Origin of the sequence: Brevundimonas sp. Root1279 (genome assembly GCF_001425945.1) — a bacterium.
GTDB lineage: Bacteria > Pseudomonadota > Alphaproteobacteria > Caulobacterales > Caulobacteraceae > Brevundimonas.
Window position 1 is genome coordinate 299,527 of the sequence record NZ_LMEB01000004.1, and the last position, 16,096, is coordinate 315,622.

Consider the following 16,096-nt stretch of genomic DNA (forward strand, 5'->3'; position numbering starts at 1 on the left):
CTCCGGTAGGCCTCGCCTGAATAGCGGCATTCGCCCGTTTCCGCCAAGCGCTTGCCCGAATTGAAGCTGCGCGGTAACCGTGCGCCATGACGTCGGATAACCATGTTATCTCTAGCGCGAAATCATCGCAGGGCGCCCATTCTAGGGTCCGGCATGGGGCCGACGTACGCCTGCCGTCGGCCTTTCAGTGGACACTCGGCGCCCTCCTGGCGATCGCCGGATGGGTCGCCGCCCAGAATCCCGGCGCGCTGTTCAAGGGCCTGTCGTTCGCCGCCGCCGCGGCCTTCCTCGCCGTCGCCGCCTGGCGGATCCTTCTGGTCGTCGTTAGTGGCGCTTCGCGCGACACGCCGCCGCCGGCGAGCCCCCTGCCCCGCTACACCATCCTGGCCGCACTCCACGACGAGGCGGAAGTCGTAGGCCAGCTGATCGAACGGCTGGCGAATATCGACTATCCGACCAACCGACTGCAGGGACTGATCGTGCTGGAGGCCCACGACACAGCGACGCGACGCGCCGCAAGAGCGGTCGCTCGTCCGTCCTGGCTCAAGATTCTGGTCGTCCCGCCGGGCCGTCCCCAGACCAAGCCCCGCGCGCTCAACTTCGCCCTGACCAAGGCGACCGGGCAGCTGCTGACCGTCTATGACGCCGAGGACGAGCCGGACCCCGGGCAACTCCGCGAGGCGGCCGCTCGGTTCGCGGCGGATGCACACGGGCGCTTGGCCTGCCTGCAGGCGCCGCTTCGGATCCGCCGTCCGGCGGGCAGCCGGACACCGTTTCTCGACCGCCAGTTCGCCGCGGAGTACGCGGCACTGTTCGAGACCGCCTTGCCCGGAATGTCGCGGCTCGGCCTGCCTTTCCCGCTGGGCGGCACCAGCAACCACTTCCGCGTCGACGTGCTGAGGGCCGTGGGCGGTTGGGACGCCTACAACGTCACTGAGGACGCCGACCTCGGCTTCCGGCTGTGGACCGGGGGTTGGCGCCTGGGCGTGCTGACGCGACCGACCTGGGAGACGCCGCCCGGCGAGATGTACGACTGGCTGCCCCAGCGCACCCGCTGGCTGAAGGGCTATATGCAGACCTGGGGCGTCCACACCCGTCGGCCGTGGCGGCTGGGTCTGCGAGGATTGACGGCCTTGGTGATGACCCTCGGCGCCGGACTTATGTCGGCGGCGGCCAATGGGCCGTCGATGGCCTGGGTGAGCGCGACCGTTCTGGTCGCCCTCATGGATGGGCACACGCCGATGACGCCCGCCTACGCCGTTGGCGTCATGGTCCTGGGCGCGGCGGCTGCATGGACCTCCTGCCTCGTGGGGACGCGGCGCGCTGGCGTGCCCTACGGACCTCTCGATATGATCATGGCTCCCGCCTACTGGTCCCTGCTCAGCCTGGCCATGGGCCACGCGGCGTGGCGGCTGATCTGGCAGCCGTTCGCCTGGGACAAGACCCGGCACCGCTGCGAGACGCCGCCCTCCGGTCACGCCGTGCTGGACGAGACCGCCCCGGACCGCCTATCAGCGGGCCATGCCGCCACGCCTGAACCCGTCGCCTGAAACGCTCGTCACCCGCGCCTGGCAGGACTACGCCCTGCTCGACAGCGGCGGCGGCCGCAAGCTGGAGCGCTACGGCCGCTTCACCGTCGTGCGCCCCGAGCCGCAGTGCTTCTGGGAGCCGCGCGATCCGCAAGCCTTTGACCAGGCCGACGCCGTCTTCGACCCCACGGACGAGGATGAGGCCGGCCGTTGGCGCTTCAAGGGCAAGCCGATCGACACCTTCCCGCTGGCCTGGCGAGACGTCCGCTTCACCGGCCGCTTCACCCCGTTCCGGCACCTGGCCTTCTTCCCCGAGCAGGCCGCGAACTGGGAATGGCTGGACGCTCGGGTCCGCACACTCAAGCGGCCGAAAGTGCTCAACCTGTTCGGCTACACCGGCGTCGCCTCGCTGGCCTGCGCCGCCGCGGGGGCCGAGGTCACCCATGTCGACGCCTCCAAGAAGTCGGTCGGCTACGCCCGCGAGAACGCCGAGCAATCGGGGCTGGCGGACAAGCCGATCCGCTGGATCGTGGAGGACGCGCGGAAGTACGTGGCCCGCGAGGTGCGCCGCGGCTCGAAATACGACGGCATCATCCTGGACCCGCCCAAATACGGCCGCGGGCCGACGGGCGAGGTCTGGCGGCTGTTCGAGGACATGCCGGACCTGCTGAAGGACTGCGCCGCCCTGCTGTCGGACGAGGCCTCCTTCCTGCTGCTCAACGCCTATGCGGCGCGCATCTCGGGCCTGTCGCTGGCCCACCTGATGGCCGAGGCGACGGCTAACCGCGGCGGAACCATCGACTGGGGCGAGCTGGCCCTGGCGGAGGACGGCAAGGACGGGCGAGCCATCGGGCTCAGCTTCTTCGCGCGGTGGTCGGCATGACCGATCGCTTGATCACCTCCCTGACCAACGACACGGTCAAGGCCGTGCGCGCGCTCAACATGCGCAAGGAGCGCGAGACGACCGGCCGCTTCCTGGCGGAGGGCCTCAAATTCATCGGCGAGGCGCTGGACCAGCACCGCGCCCCGAAGCTGCTGCTCGTGGGCATGGAGGCGCGCGAGCATCCGCTGCTGGAGCGCGCCAAGGCCGCGACCCGCGACGCGGGCGGCGAGGTGGTCACCGTCACCCACCCGATCCTCGAGAAGATCAGCCGGCGCGACAATCCGCAGACCGTGCTGGGCGTGTTCGAGCAGGTCTATACGCCCCTGTCCGCGATCCAGCCCGGCTCGGCGCCGTGCTGGGTGGCGCTGGAGCAGGTGCGCGACCCGGGCAACCTGGGGACCATCATCCGCACCGCCGACGCGGCCGGCTGCGGCGGGGTGATCCTGATCGACGACTGCGTCGACCCCTATTCCACCGAGGCCGTGCGGGCGACCATGGGGTCGGTCTTCGCCGTGGCCATCGCGCGTTGCAGCTCGGCCGAGTTCCTGGCCTGGCGGCAGACCTGGCCGGGCAGCGTCATCGGGACCCGGCTGGACGCCACCTGCGACTACCGCGGGGCTTCGATCCAGCACCCGGCCCTGATCCTGATGGGCAATGAGCAGGCCGGGCTGACCGACGCCCTGGCCGCCGCCTGCGACGTCAACGTCAAGATCCCGATGCGCGGCCGGGCCGACAGCCTGAACCTGGCCATCGCCACGGGCATCATGGTCTATGCGGTGACCGACGCGGCCTAGAAGCTGGCCCCGTCGACGCGCTGGGCGGTCCAACTGAAGGGCTCGATGTCGGTCAGGGTGCGAATGTTGACCGCCACCATCTGCTTGCCGTCGGGGGCCTCGCCGCGGGCGAAGGTCTGGACGCCGCAGGCAGCGCAGAAGCGATGCCCGATCTTGTGGCTGTTGAAGGTGTAGGCGGTCTGGGGGCCGCTGGCGGTTTCGCGAAATTGTTCAGGCGAAACAAAGGCCAGGACGAAACCCTTGCGATAGCAGTGCGAGCAGTTGCACTCGATCAGGCCCTGCAGATCGGTGTCGACTTCATAGGCGACCGCGCCGCAGTGGCAGGAGCCTTGGTGCGTCTTCAACTCGGCCATCAGGCATCCTCCAGAAGGACCACCCCGGGGGCGGATTTCAGCGCCCCGCGGAGGGCCCCGTCAAGGCGGTAGCGGCCCGGCAGGCGGATCTCGACTTCGCGGCGGCCTTCGAGGGTGGCCAGGAGTGAAACCTCGCCGCCCTTGCCGCCGTTGGGCCCGCCGGCCTTGGCTCGTTCGAGCCGCGAGCGCAGCGCCTCGGCCACGTCGGTGGTGCGGCCCGAGACGTGGATGCGCAGCCCCATGTTGCCGTCGTCGATCAGCGTATCGAGCTTGGACGCATCGTCGCCGAAGAAGCGTACCTCGCCATCGGCCGACTTGGCCCGGACCTTGACCATGACCGAGGCGCCGACCTCGAGGATCTCGCGGCATTTGCGCAGCTGTTCGGGCGGGAACAGGCATTCGAACTCGCCGGTCGGGTCGGAGAAGGTGACGAAGGCGAATTTCTCGCCGGTCTTGGCGCTGGCCCGTTCCTGGCGGCGGCGGACCACGCCGGCCATCAGGAAGGCCTCGTGGCCGCTCTCGGCCAGGGCCGTGGCCTCGGCGACGAAGGTGACCCGCTTGCGCTTCAGGGCCGGCGCCATGTCTTCCAGCGGGTGGCCCGACAGATAGAAGCCGACCGCGGCCAGCTCCTGGTCCAGCTTCTCCGGACCGACCCAGGGATCGACCGGCGCGAGGCGCGGACGCGCGGCGCCGGCCTGGTCGCCGCCGAACAGCGACACCTGCGACGAGGCGCGCTCGGCGGCCACGCTCTGGCTGTAGGCGATCAGCTTGTCGGCCTGCTCGAACAGCTGGCGGCGGTTGGTGTGGAAGCTGTCGAAGGCGCCGGCGCGGGCCAGGTTCTCCAGCGCACGTTTGTTGACGAATTTCGGATCGACCCGCTCGAGGAAGTCGAAGATGTCGGTGAAGCGGCCGCCGGTCTCGCGGACCTCGACCAGATGCTTCATCGCCTCGAGGCCGACGTTGCGGATGGCGCCCAGCGCGTAGAGGACCGAGCCGATCTTCTGGTCCTTCTCGCCGTCCTCCCAGGCGACGTCGAAGTCGGCCGAGGAGCGGTTCACGTCCGGGGCCTTCACCGGCACCTCGAAACGACGGCAATCCTGATAGAAAACAGCCAGTTTGTCGGTGTTGCTCAGATCGAGCGACATCGAGGCGGCCATGAATTCCACCGGGTGGTTGGCTTTCAGCCAGCCGGTCTGGAACGAGATCAGGGCGTAGGCGGCGGCGTGCGACTTGTTGAAGCCGTAGCCGGCGAACTTGGCCACCAGATCGAAGATGCCGCCGGACTGCTCCTCAGGGACCTGCTTTTCGGAGGCGCCCTTGATGAAGCGCGCCCGCTGGAAGTCCATCTCCTCCTTCTTCTTCTTGCCCATGGCGCGGCGCAGAAGGTCGGCTTCGCCGAGGGAGTAGCCGGCCAGGATCTGGGCGATCTTCATCACCTGTTCCTGGTAGATGATGACGCCGTAGGTCTCGGTCAGCACCTCCTTCAGCGAGGGGTGCAGGTAGTCGACCTCCTGCCGACCGAATTTCCGGTCGATGTAGGTGTCGATCATCTCCATCGGGCCCGGCCGATAGAGGGAGATCAGGGCGGTGATCTCCTCGATCGAGCCGCAGCGCATCTTGCGCAGGGTGTCGCGCATGCCCTGCGATTCCAGCTGGAACACGCCGACGGTCTGGCCCGAGGCCATCAGTTCATAGGTGGGCTTGTCGTCGAGCGGCAGGCCGTTCCAGTCGGGGGCGGCGCCGCGGCGTTCGAGATATTGGCGCGCCCGGTCGAGCACGGTCAGGGTCTTCAGGCCGAGGAAGTCGAACTTCACCAGGCCGGCCGGCTCGACCCACTTCATGTTGAACTGGCTGGCCGGGATGGTCGAGCGCGGATCCTGGTACAGCGGCACCAGCTCGGTCAGCGGACGGTCGCCGATGACGATGCCGGCGGCGTGGGTCGAGGCGTTGCGGTACAGCCCCTCCAGCTCCAGCGAGGTGTCGAGCAGGGTGCGCACTGCGGGCTCGGCGTCGCGGGCCTCCCTCAGGCGCGGCTCGAGGTCGATGGCCTGGGCCAGGGTCACGGGATTGGCCGGGTTGGCCGGGACCATCTTGGCGAGCCGGTCGACCTGGCCGAGCGGCATCTGCAGCACGCGGCCGACGTCCCGGAGCACGGCCCGCGCCTGCAGGGTGCCGAAGGTGATGATCTGAGCCACCCGGTCCTTGCCGTAGCGGTCCTGGACGTAGTCGATCACCTCTTCCCGCCGCTCCTGGCAGAAGTCGATGTCGAAGTCGGGCATGGAGACCCGTTCGGGGTTCAGGAAGCGCTCGAACAGGAGTCCGAAGCGCAGCGGGTCGAGGTCGGTGATGGTCAGGGCCCAGGCGACCAGCGAACCGGCGCCGGAACCCCGCCCCGGTCCGACCGGAATGCTGTGCGACTTCGCCCATTTGATGAAGTCCGACACGATCAAGAAGTAGCCGGGGAAGCCCATCTGCTGGATGATCCCGACCTCCCACTCGAGGCGGGCCCAGTAGTCTTCCTCAGGCGCGGCGGGGGTGACCTGGGTCAGGCGCGCCTTCAGGCCCTCGCGGGCCTGGTGCATCAGCTCATCGGGCTCGGAGCGGCCGGCGCCGGTGTCGAAGCGCGGCAGGATGGGTGCCCGCGTCGGAGCCAGGAAGGCGCAGCGGCGGGCGATGTCGAGCGTGGTGTCGCAGGCCTCGGGGAGGTCCGAGAACAGCTCGCGCATGGCCGCCGCGGTCTTGAACCAGTGCTCGCCGGTGATCCGGCGGCGGTCCTCCTGGCCGGTGAAGGCGCCGTCGGCGATGCACAGCAGGGCGTCGTGCGACTTGGCCTGGGCGGCCTTGGCGTAGTGGACGTCGTTGGTGGCGACCAGCGGCACGTCGTTGTCATACGCCCAGCCGACCAGACCGCCTTCGGCCTGGGCCTCGGAGGCCAGGTTGTGGCGCTGCAGCTCGACATAGAAGCGGTCGCCGAAGACCGACTTCATGGCGTCGAGCGCCGCCCTGCCCTCGGCCGGCTTGTTCTGGACGAACAGCGGGTCGATCGGGCCGTCCGGGCCGCCGGAGAGCAGCAGCAGGCCCTCGTTCTTCTCGGCCACCATCGACCAGGGCACGCCCGGCTCGTCCATGGCGCCGGCGTCGAGATAGGCCGAGGACGACAGGGCGCAGAGGTTGAGCCAGCCGGTCTCGTTCTGCACCAGCAGGACGACGGTCGGGACCTTGGCCCACCGCTCGTTGACCTGGCCGCCGATGCCGGTGACCGGCAGGGCGCAGGCCACGATGGGCTGTACGCCCGTGTCCTTGGCCGCCTGGCTGAACTCGAGGGCGCCGAACAGGTTGGCCCGGTCGGCCACGCCCACCGCCGGCATGCCCGCATCGGCCGCCAGCTTGGGGACCTTGCCCGCCTTGATCGCGCCTTCCAGCAGCGAATAGGCCGAGCGGACCCGCAGGTGGATGAAACCCTGACTGTTCAACGCCTCGCTCACGCGATCATCACCCCCTTGGGCTGCGCCGCCACGCGACGCCGCCTATCCTGCCCCGAGTCTCACATCCGGGGGCGCCGGAACATGGCAAACCGGACAGGGCGGTCGCGCGGTCGGGGATGGGTTGTGGATATGGGACCAAGGGACGCCGGTCCGCCGAAAAAACGGAGTCTGAATGGTCTGAACAGTCTGAAATCGTCCCGGCGCCCTGGGCCGGAAAAAACAGAGTCTGAATCGTCTGAATAGTCTGAAATCGGGCCGCAAGTGTCTGGATTCACTGGGGCGCGGTGAGACGCAGAGTCTGAATCAGATCGGCGCGACGCTGAGGGCCGCAACCCAGACCATGGCGACGAAGCCGCCGCAGGCCGCCAGCGAAACCATATCCCGAACCATACGCGCCATGACCGTCCTCCCGGATCAACTCGTGTTCTGGGAATGTTCTATGTTCCAGTTTCGTTCCCGTCAAGCGCGGCGAATGAGTTCCCCTGCGGGCGCAGCTCCCGCTAGGGTGTCGGCGACGCCAACCCTCCATCCGCCCTTCCGGCGGCAGGCGTCCCGGAGAGCCGTCATGGCCAAGGGTCAGGTCCGCAAGAACAAGGAAGTCCGCAAACCCAAGGCCGAGAAGCCGAAGCCGGCGGTGTCCGTCTCGAGCTCGCCCTTCACGACGCCGCCCGGCAAGAAGTAGCCGGGCCCTTAGACGACCCGTCTGCGGCAGCAACAACGCAGACGGGCCGCCAGACCCCCGATTTGTGCGTCAGGTGGGCCAGCGAAGGGCGGTAGGGCCAACCCTTCGCAACCGCAGGTTCAGCGAGAAACTAGGGTTTCCGCAACCCTGCCGAAAGGCCTAGGCCGGCTAGGCCTTGCGTACTGGAATTGACTGAGCCCATCGCCTCAATGCGGCCAGGTCTCCTTCAGCACCTCGGTGCGGCCGTCCTTGACCCGCACCTCCAGGACCGGCGTGGCCGGCTGGCCGTCGGCGAACAGTTCGTAGATCACAGCCCCGTCCTCGGCCTGGACGCTCTCGATGACGCGGACGGGCGCAAACCCGGCTCGAGCGGACTCTGCGGCGGCGCGGACGCCGGCGGGAACGGCGGTCCAGGGCAGGTCGCGCTGGATCTCGACTACCCGCCAGCCCTGCGGCGTCTCCAGCAGGTCCAGTTCGATCTCAGCGCCGTCGACTGTCCCTTCGACGTCGTAATAGCGCCGCCCTTCCCGCTCCTTCAGCTCGGCCTCGGCGATGACCATTCCCGGCCGGGCGGCCAGGACGGCGGCGCGCACCCCCTCGGGAATCTCGGCCGCGGCCGTGGCGGTGATCTTGGTCGGCGGAGCGACGGGGGCGACGGCCTCGGCCTCGGGCGCGGCCGCGGGCTCGGTCTGATTGCAGGCGGCGACGGCTATGACACCGGTGACAACGGCGGCGGCGACAAGGCGGCGGGACATGACGAACCTCCAGTTTGGGGAAGCCTGGAGCGTAGGCGCAGACCGCTAGGCCGGAAAGGGGCAGCGGGGCGGTCGAACGGCCCTGCTCTGCCCGACAGCCGTCCCCTAGTAGGCGTGGCTTTCGGCCGGGCGCTCTTCCAGGTGACCGTCCTTCAGGGCGAAGACGCGGTCCATGTGGCCGGCCAGCTCCATGTTGTGCGTGGCGATCAGAGCGGCGACGCCGGTTTCCTTGACCAGCTTGTGCAGCGCCTCGAAGACCGTCTGGCTGGTGGTCGGATCGAGGTTGCCGGTCGGCTCGTCGGCCAGCAGCAGGCGCGGACGGTTGGCCAGGGCGCGGGCGACGGCGACGCGTTGCTGCTCCCCGCCCGACATCTGAGCCGGCTGGTGGCTCATCCGATCGCCGAGGCCCAGGGCGGTCAGCACCTCCTCAGCACGGGCGCGAGCGGCCGCCAGGTTCACTCCGGCGATGCGCAGCGGCAGGGCCACGTTATCGCGGGCGTCGAACTCCGGCAGCAGGTGATGGAACTGATAGACGAAGCCGATGCGCTGGAGGCGCAGGTGGGTGCGGGCGCGCTCGGGCAGGTCGCCGACGGGCTCGCCGTTGATGAGGATCTGGCCGGTCGTCGGGTGCTCCAGCAGGCCGGCGGCGTGCAGCAGCGAGGACTTGCCGGAGCCGGACGGGCCGATCAGGCCAACGACCTCGCCGGGCATGACATCGAGATCGACGCCCTTGAGCACGGTCAGGCCGCCGGTGGCGGTCTCGTAGGTGCGGGTCACGCCGCGCACGGACAGGACGGGATTACTCATAACGAAGCGCCTCGACCGGATCCATCTTGGCCGCCCGCCAGGAGGGCAACAGCGAGGCGACGCAGCTCATGAACACCGACCAGATGGTGACCCAGATCACATCGATCGGATCGACCTTGGCCGGGATGGCGTCGAGCATATAGACCTCGGCGTTGAACAGCTGGACGCCGAACAGCCCCTCAAGGAAATGCTGGATGCTGGCGACGTTCAGACAGAACAGCAGTCCGAGAACGAGGCCGGTCAGGGTGCCCGCCACGCCGATCGTCGCGCCGGCGATGAAGAAGATGCGCAGCATGGACGCCTGGCTGGCGCCGACGGTGCGCAGGATGGCGATATCGCGGGTCTTGTTCTTCACCAACATGACGATGCCGGAGATGATGTTGAGGGCGGCGATGGCCACGACGAGGCCCAGGACGATGCTCATGGCCACGCGCTCGACCTTCAGCGCGCCCCAGAAGGCCGCCATGCCGTCGCGCCAGTCGGTGACGATGCCCATGCCGGCCGTGGCTTCGCGCACCGGCGTCAGCAGGCGATCGATCTGATCGGGGTTCTCGACCTTCAGCTCGACCACGTCCCAGACGCCCTCCTTGCCGAAGAAGAGCTGGGCCTGCTCCAGCGGCATGAACATGAAGGCGCGATCGAACTCGGCGGTGCCGGAGGTGAAGACGCCGCCGACGCGGTAGACCTTCTCCAGTCCGCCGAGGTTGCCGATGGCGCTGTCGGCGCCCGTCGGCGAAAACAGGGTGATCGGGTCTCCGACGGCCAGGCCCATGCTGTCGGCAAGGGCCTTGCCGATGATGATGCCGTCGCCGCCGTAGGGGCCCTGGCCGAAGCTGCGACGGGCCTCGGGCGTCAGGCTGTTGTAGACGAAGGACATCGAGTCCAGGTCCTGCGGACGGATGCCGCGGACGATGGCGCCGGTCGTCTGTCCGCGGGCCTGCACGAGGCTCTGGCTGTTGGTCAGGGGCGAGACGCTGATCACGCCGGGAACCCGGCCGATGCGCTCGATCACGGCGTCGCGGTTCGGCGAGCTGAGAACATAGCCCTGCACGAACATATGCCCGTTGAAGGACAGCATGCGGTCGAGCAGCGTCGCCCGGAAGCCGCCCATGATGCTCATCACCGTGATCAGCGCCATCACCGCCAGGGCGATGGCCACATAGGAGATGACGGCGATCAGGGCGACGCCGCCCTCCTTGCGCTTGGCCCGGAGGTAGCGGAACGCCAGGCCGAACTCCCATGCGGAGAAGGGACCGGCGGGCTTGATCGGCTTTTCGACCGACACGGCGTCCGTCATGCAGTCAGTCTCGCGATGGCGTCTTCGAGGGACACGGAGATCTTCTCGCCGGTGGCGCGGCGCTTCAGCTCGACCACGCCGTCGGCCAGGCCCTTGGGCCCGATGGTCAGTTGCCACGGCACGCCGATGAGGTCGGCGGTGGCGAACTTGCCGCCCGGACGCTCGTCGGTGTCGTCGTAGAGGACCTCCTTGCCGAGGGCCTCCAGCTTGGCGACGGCGTCCTCGCAGGCGGCCGAGACGGCCTCGTCATTGGCGCGCAAGTTGATGACGACGACGTCGAAGGGGGCGACCGAGTCCGGCCAGATGATGCCGCCGGCGTCGTGGCTGGCCTCGATGATGGCGCCCAGCAGACGCGACACGCCGACGCCGTAGCTGCCCATGTGGACCTCGGTGTCCTGGCCGTCCGGCCCGGCGACCTTGGCCTTCATCGGGGCCGAGTATTTGGTGCCGAAGTAGAAGATGTGGCCGACCTCGATGCCGCGGGCCGACAGGCGGTCGCTCTCGGCGGTCTGGCTCTCGAAAGCCGAGGCGTCGTGCATCTCTTCGGTGGCGGCGTACATCGAGGTGCGCTCGTCGACGATGGCCTGCAGGTCGTCCCAGTTCACATCGGCGCCCGGGGCCGGCATCTCGACCAGCTTGCGGTCGCAGAAGACGGCGCTCTCGCCGGTGTCGGCCAGCACGATGAACTCATGGCTGAGGTCGCCGCCGATCGGGCCGGTGTCGGCGCGCATCGGCACGGCCTTCAGGCCCATGCGGGCGAAGGTGTTCAGATAGGCCACGAACATGCGGTTGTAGGCCCGACGGGCCGAGGCCTCGTCGATGTCGAAGGAGTAGGCGTCCTTCATCAGGAACTCGCGGCCGCGCATGACGCCGAAGCGCGGACGGCGCTCGTCGCGGAACTTCCACTGGATGTGGAAGAGGTTCAGCGGCAGCGCCTTGTAGCTCTTCACGAAGCCGCGGAAGATGTCGGTGATCATCTCCTCATTGGTGGGCCCGTACAGCAGCTCGCGCTCGTGACGGTCAGTGATGCGCAGCATCTCCGGGCCGTAGGCGTCGTAGCGGCCGCTCTCGCGCCACAGGTCGGCGAGCTGAAGGGTCGGCATCAGCAGCTCGACGGCCCCTGCCCGCGTCTGCTCCTCGCGCACGATCTGCTCGATGCGCTTCAGCACCCGCAGACCCAGCGGCAGCCAGGCGTAGATGCCGGCGGCCTCCTGCTTGATCAGGCCGGCGCGCAGCATCAGCTGGTGCGAGACGATCTGGGCGTCCGAGGGCGCCTCTTTGAGGGTGGGCAGGAAGTAGCGCGACAGGCGCATGGTCAGAATCCGGGAGGAAGGCGTGGGGCTATGTGCTTTAGCCGGGAGGACGGGGCGAAAGCTAGGCGGGAAGTGGCGAGTGGCGAGTGGCGAGTGGCGAGTGGCGAGTGGCGAGTGGCGAGTGGCGAGTGGCGAGTGGCGAGTGGCGAGTGGCGAGTGGCGCGGTCGGCGAACACAAGCGTCGCCCCCTCGACAGAGTTCCGAACGTCGCGCCGGGGTTCAGATCACTCGCCAATCGCCACTAACCACTCGTCGCTCCCTACGGATGCGGCAGGCCGATGCCGTAGCGCGCCGCCAGGTACGGAATGATCGCCCCGTCCTGGAGGAAGCGGGCGCCGGTGGCCTCGCTGGTCTGGGCCTCGGGCCAGTCGAAGTCGCCGTCCAGGATCAGGATGGGGCAGCTCTGGTGGTCCTCGCCGACCAGTTCGATCACCGGCGGGCGGGGCCGCGGGTGGTCCAGATAGGTAATAGCGAGCTGGTCGCGCAGGGCCGGATAGAAGGCGAGCACGCCTTCCACCACGGCGCCGGCGGGGCAGTACCAGGGGCCGCCCTCGGCGTCGAACCAGTCCGGATTGAGCAGGAAGAGGCGGTCGGTCATCAGCCCGGCGGGGCCAGTTCAGGCAGAGGCATCCAGCCGATGTAGACCAGCACCATCACGAACACCCAGACCAGGATCGAGACCCAGGTGGTGGTGATGAACTTGCGCTTCAACGGCGGGTTCGCCGGAGCGCCCCATTGGGCGCCGTCGGTCGGCTTCTCCTGCCCTTCCTGGTTCATGCCGATGGGCAGGACGGTGAACAGCACCGTCCACCAGCAGATGACGTAGATGGCGACCATGGTGAACAGGCCGATCGGCATGGGGTGCATCAGTGCGCTCCGTCTTTCGGCGTTTCCATCAGCTCGACCAGGACGCCGCCCATGTCCTTGGGATGGAGGAAGAGGATCGGCGTGCCGTGGGCGCCGATGCGCGGTTCGCCTGTGCCCAGGATGGTCGCACCCTTGGCGCGCAGGGCGTCGCGGGCGGCGAGGATGTCCTCGACCTCGAAGCAGATGTGGTGCTGGCCGCCCTTGGGGTTCTTGGCCAGGAAGCCGTGGATCGGGCTGTCGTCGCCGAGCGGCTCGATCAGCTCGATCTGGCTGTTGGGCAGGTCGACGAAGCAGACCCGGACGCCCTGCGCCGGCAGGTCGAACGGCTCATGCGCCTTCGTCGCGCCGAGCATGTCGCGATAGAGGGCGACGCTGGCCTCGATGGAGGGGGTAGCGACGCCGACGTGGTTCAGTCTTCCGATCATCCGCAGGCATTAGCCGGTCTCGCGGCGGCGGTGAAGGAGGGCCGTGTGTCGCGGAGGGGCGTTTCCTAGAAGCGGAATGTCGCGCCGAACGCCGGACCGTTCATATTGAAGTCCTGCAGGAAGGCGTCGTCGCCCTGGTCATAGGCGATATACCGCCAGGCGAAGCGAAGGTCGCCCCAGCCGAAGGCGTAGCCGACGCCGCCCATCACCTGCCAGGTGAGCTCGGAATCGCCTGCGCCGACGTCGCCGTAATAGTTCACGCTCCACCGGCTGTCCTCGCCGAGCGAAACGAACCCCCGCACGCCGGCGATGCCGTCCCAGGAGTTCTGCTCTTGCGTGAGGCTGCCGGTCTGAGGGAACTGACCTACGGGCCCCACGAACGCCCAGTCGAGGTCGACCTCGTTCCTCATGTAGCGGAACCCCAGGAAGGGTTCGAAGGTCAGCGCCCCGGGGTCGCCGAACTCAACGCCGAACGCGCCGGTCCACAGCCAGGCATTGAAGTCGACGCTGGTGTCGACATCGACCGGAACATCGATGATCCCGCCGGGACGAAGGATCTGGTCCACCCTGGCGTTCTGGGCGCTGAGATCGACGTACATCAGGTCAGTCATGACGCCGAACCGACCGTAGTGGGCGTCCGCCGTAACCATGAAGGCGAAATTCAGAGCTTCAAGGATGTCCTGAGCGTCAATGGCGACTCGCGGCGCGCCGTCGTTGGTCGGAGGCGGATTGAACCTCAACTGTCCCTCGATCGCCGGCAGGAAGAGATAGGGGGTGATCGAGAAGCGCCAGGGATCGTCGTACTGGGCCGCGGCGATCGGGGCCGAGGCGGCGACGGGCGGATAGGCGGAGATTTCGGGCGAAGGCGCAGGGCTCGCCGCGTCGAGCGCAGGCGGGAGGGGGTCGGGCTCTGCAGCTCCCGCCAGATCGACCGTAGCGATCGCCGCCGCCGCAGCGAGGGTGATTTCCGGCCGGGCGGAGGAGGCGTCGCCTGCGGGAGCGGCCTCCTGGGCGGTGGCCGCTCCGACCAGAAAAACAGAAACTGCGGCCGCGAATCCAGTGGACCTTGTGACGTACATCCCGCGCTCTCCCGTGCCTCTTTGACCGGTAGAGCAAGCGTCGCGCCCGACTGGCTAAGGCCTTGGGGGAATCGGTATCAACACCCCCTCGCCAGGCCAATCGGGCGAAACCCTAGGCGCCCCGAGCGGAGTGGGACGCGGACCGCTGTGGTCACGCGCCCCATCCCAAGGGCAGGGCTGCGCACCCGATCAGTACGCGAACGGATCCGTCGGCGTCGGCTGGGTCGGGATCGGCATGCGCGGCAGGGGCTCGTCGCTGTTGGCCGCGCTGAGCAGGATGCTGGCCAGGATCACGGCGGCCTGACGCAGGTCTTCCGGCTTCAGGTGGTCGTAGCTGTCGATCGAGGTGTGGTGCAGGCGGCTGCTGTAATCGAGCGGGTCCTGGATGAACTGGTAGCCCGGGATGCCGACCGACTGCATGTAGACGTGGTCGGTGCCGCCCGAGTTGCGCAGCGAGACGGTGGAGGCGCCCATGCTGCCGAACGGCTCGAGCCATTCCTCGAAGAAGGGTACGGCGGCGATATTGCCCTCGGCGTTGATGCCGCGGATCTTGCCGGAGCCGTTGTCCAGGTTGAAGTAGGCGACCAGGTCGCCGTGGCCCGGACGCGGCTGGACCGGCCAGCGCTGGCGCCAGGTGCGGCTGTTCGGCAGGGCGTCCAGCGCGGCGTCGCCGAGCGGGGCGCGGGTGGCCAGATGCTGGTCGACATAGGCCAGCGAGCCGAGCAGGCCCTGCTCTTCCCCGTTCCACAGGGCGAAGCGGATGGTGCGCTTGGGTCGAACGCCCGACGCCTTGAGGATGCGCGCGGCTTCCATGATCACGGCGCTGCCGGCGGCGTTGTCGACTGCGCCGTCCGAGGCGACCCAGCTGTCGAGGTGGGCGCCGGCCATGACGTATTCGCCGCTGCGTGACGTGCCCGGGATGTCGGCGAGGATGTTGTAGGCGTTGACGTCCTCGTCGTGGAACTGGACCTCGCTCATCAGCTCGAGCGTCGGCGGGGTGTCGGTCTTCGCCAGGCGGGCCAGGCGGCGGTAGTCCTCGGCCGCCAGCTCCAGGCCCGGCACGACCGGGGTGGCGCCGACGCGGTAGGTGTAGCCGGTGCCGTGCAACAGGCCGGCGTCGCGCTGGGACATGCGCACCCAGGCGATCGCGCCCTCCTCCTTGAGGAAGGCGTCGAGGCGTTCGGCGAAGGCCGCCTCACGCAGACCGCCGAGGCTCGGCTCAGTGTGGGTCGGCAGCACGAAGTTGGTGCGGCCGGCGAGCTCGTCATCGGTCCAGCGCTTGAAGGCCGGTTCGGTCGGCTCGGAGCCGGTGTCCGGCTTGGTGACCATGACGATCTTGCCGGAGAGCTTGCCGCGCCACTTGTCGAAGTCGGCCGCCGTGGTCATCGGGGCGACGACGACGCCGCCGCTGATCACGCCGTTGGTGCCCGGCGTCCAGGCGACCGGAATGACGCGCAGGTCGATGGGGCGAGGAGCGGTCATGCGGGCGCTGGAGCGAACGATCGACCAGCCCCGGCCAAACTCGAAGCCCTCGGCGCGGACATTCGACAGACCCCAGTCGCGGAACTGCTGCTGCGTCCAGGCCTCGGCCTCGCGCATCTGCGGCGAGTTGGTCATGCGGCCGCCGATGTTGTCGGTCAGGTGCGCGGCGGTGTTCATCACCTCCGAGTGGTTGAAGCCCTGATCGACGATGGTGTTGATCGCGGCGCGGTCGACCGACTGGGCGGCGGCGGGCATGGCCGCGGCGAGCACGAGAACGGACGCGGACACGAAGGCGGCGGCAAGACGCATGGAGGCTCCCCCTGAATCACTGGACGGCGCGATAAG

Annotated in this window: 15 protein-coding genes; 4 read left to right on the top strand and 11 right to left on the bottom strand. The window is 68.5% G+C overall.

All coding sequences use genetic code 11. From position 1 onward, the window contains the following. Positions 1-86 precede the first annotated feature (86 nt). Genes ASC65_RS04265 through ASC65_RS04275 form a run of 3 tightly spaced genes read left to right on the top strand, consistent with a single transcriptional unit; the run spans position 87 to position 3,206 of the window. Positions 87-1,550: a glycosyltransferase family 2 protein gene (locus tag ASC65_RS04265; RefSeq protein WP_082525890.1), complete on the top strand. Its 1,464-nt coding sequence runs from the start codon at positions 87-89 to the stop codon at positions 1,548-1,550. Next, complete coding sequence (locus tag ASC65_RS04270) at positions 1,522-2,412, top strand: class I SAM-dependent methyltransferase (protein ID WP_056449843.1); 891 nt, start codon at positions 1,522-1,524, stop codon at positions 2,410-2,412. The genes ASC65_RS04265 and ASC65_RS04270 overlap by 29 nt, the downstream gene beginning before the upstream one ends. Next, positions 2,409-3,206 carry a TrmH family RNA methyltransferase gene (locus tag ASC65_RS04275; RefSeq protein WP_056450447.1) on the top strand — a complete coding sequence of 266 codons (798 nt, stop codon included), beginning with the start codon at positions 2,409-2,411 and terminating at the stop codon, positions 3,204-3,206. The genes ASC65_RS04270 and ASC65_RS04275 overlap by 4 nt, the downstream gene beginning before the upstream one ends. Here ASC65_RS04275 and ASC65_RS04280 read toward each other — a convergent pair. Both ASC65_RS04280 and dnaE read right to left on the bottom strand, forming a co-directional pair. After that, the gene (locus tag ASC65_RS04280; protein WP_056449845.1) at positions 3,203-3,559 is read right to left on the bottom strand and encodes a GFA family protein; all 357 of its coding nucleotides are present in this window, start codon (positions 3,557-3,559) and stop codon (positions 3,203-3,205) included. The genes ASC65_RS04275 and ASC65_RS04280 overlap by 4 nt on opposite strands. After that, positions 3,559-7,044 carry a DNA polymerase III subunit alpha gene (gene dnaE, locus ASC65_RS04285; protein WP_056449847.1) on the bottom strand — a complete coding sequence of 1,162 codons (3,486 nt, stop codon included), beginning with the start codon at positions 7,042-7,044 and terminating at the stop codon, positions 3,559-3,561. Before dnaE ends, ASC65_RS04280 begins: the two co-directional genes overlap by 1 nt. Positions 7,045-7,609: 565 nt before the next feature. On the opposite strand from dnaE, the gene ASC65_RS17520 reads away from it, so the two are divergent. Further along, complete coding sequence (locus tag ASC65_RS17520) at positions 7,610-7,726, top strand: hypothetical protein (protein ID WP_235561388.1); 117 nt, start codon at positions 7,610-7,612, stop codon at positions 7,724-7,726. A gap of 206 nt (positions 7,727-7,932) precedes the next feature. Here the strand turns inward: ASC65_RS17520 and ASC65_RS04290 are convergent, their stop codons facing one another. The 9 genes from ASC65_RS04290 to ASC65_RS04330 all read right to left on the bottom strand — a co-directional run bounded on the left by ASC65_RS04290 (position 7,933) and on the right by ASC65_RS04330 (position 16,060). Further along, a complete protein-coding gene (locus ASC65_RS04290; RefSeq protein WP_235561389.1) occupies positions 7,933-8,481 on the bottom strand; it encodes a PepSY-like domain-containing protein in 549 nt (182 codons plus the stop codon). Between the two features lie 105 nt (positions 8,482-8,586). After that, positions 8,587-9,288, bottom strand: coding sequence for an ABC transporter ATP-binding protein (locus tag ASC65_RS04295; protein WP_056449849.1), 702 nt, complete (start codon positions 9,286-9,288; stop codon positions 8,587-8,589). Continuing rightward, entirely contained in the window at positions 9,281-10,585 is a 1,305-nt protein-coding gene (locus ASC65_RS04300) for a lipoprotein-releasing ABC transporter permease subunit (RefSeq protein ID WP_056449851.1), read from the bottom strand. The genes ASC65_RS04295 and ASC65_RS04300 overlap by 8 nt, the downstream gene beginning before the upstream one ends. Continuing rightward, positions 10,582-11,898, bottom strand: coding sequence for a proline--tRNA ligase (gene proS / locus ASC65_RS04305; RefSeq protein WP_056449853.1), 1,317 nt, complete (start codon positions 11,896-11,898; stop codon positions 10,582-10,584). Before proS ends, ASC65_RS04300 begins: the two co-directional genes overlap by 4 nt. A gap of 259 nt (positions 11,899-12,157) precedes the next feature. After that, positions 12,158-12,496, bottom strand: coding sequence for a DUF3088 family protein (locus ASC65_RS04310; RefSeq protein WP_056449855.1), 339 nt, complete (start codon positions 12,494-12,496; stop codon positions 12,158-12,160). Then, the gene (locus tag ASC65_RS04315) at positions 12,496-12,765 is read right to left on the bottom strand and encodes a DUF1467 family protein (RefSeq protein ID WP_442854116.1); all 270 of its coding nucleotides are present in this window, start codon (positions 12,763-12,765) and stop codon (positions 12,496-12,498) included. Before ASC65_RS04315 ends, ASC65_RS04310 begins: the two co-directional genes overlap by 1 nt. After that, positions 12,765-13,190 carry a methylmalonyl-CoA epimerase gene (gene mce / locus ASC65_RS04320; protein ID WP_056449857.1) on the bottom strand — a complete coding sequence of 142 codons (426 nt, stop codon included), beginning with the start codon at positions 13,188-13,190 and terminating at the stop codon, positions 12,765-12,767. Before mce ends, ASC65_RS04315 begins: the two co-directional genes overlap by 1 nt. Positions 13,191-13,255: 65 nt before the next feature. After that, positions 13,256-14,269 carry a hypothetical protein gene (locus ASC65_RS04325; protein WP_056449859.1) on the bottom strand — a complete coding sequence of 338 codons (1,014 nt, stop codon included), beginning with the start codon at positions 14,267-14,269 and terminating at the stop codon, positions 13,256-13,258. A gap of 189 nt (positions 14,270-14,458) precedes the next feature. Beyond that, positions 14,459-16,060, bottom strand: a complete 1,602-nt coding sequence (locus tag ASC65_RS04330) for a M20/M25/M40 family metallo-hydrolase (RefSeq protein ID WP_056449861.1) — start codon at positions 16,058-16,060, stop codon at positions 14,459-14,461. Positions 16,061-16,096: the final 36 nt, after the last annotated feature.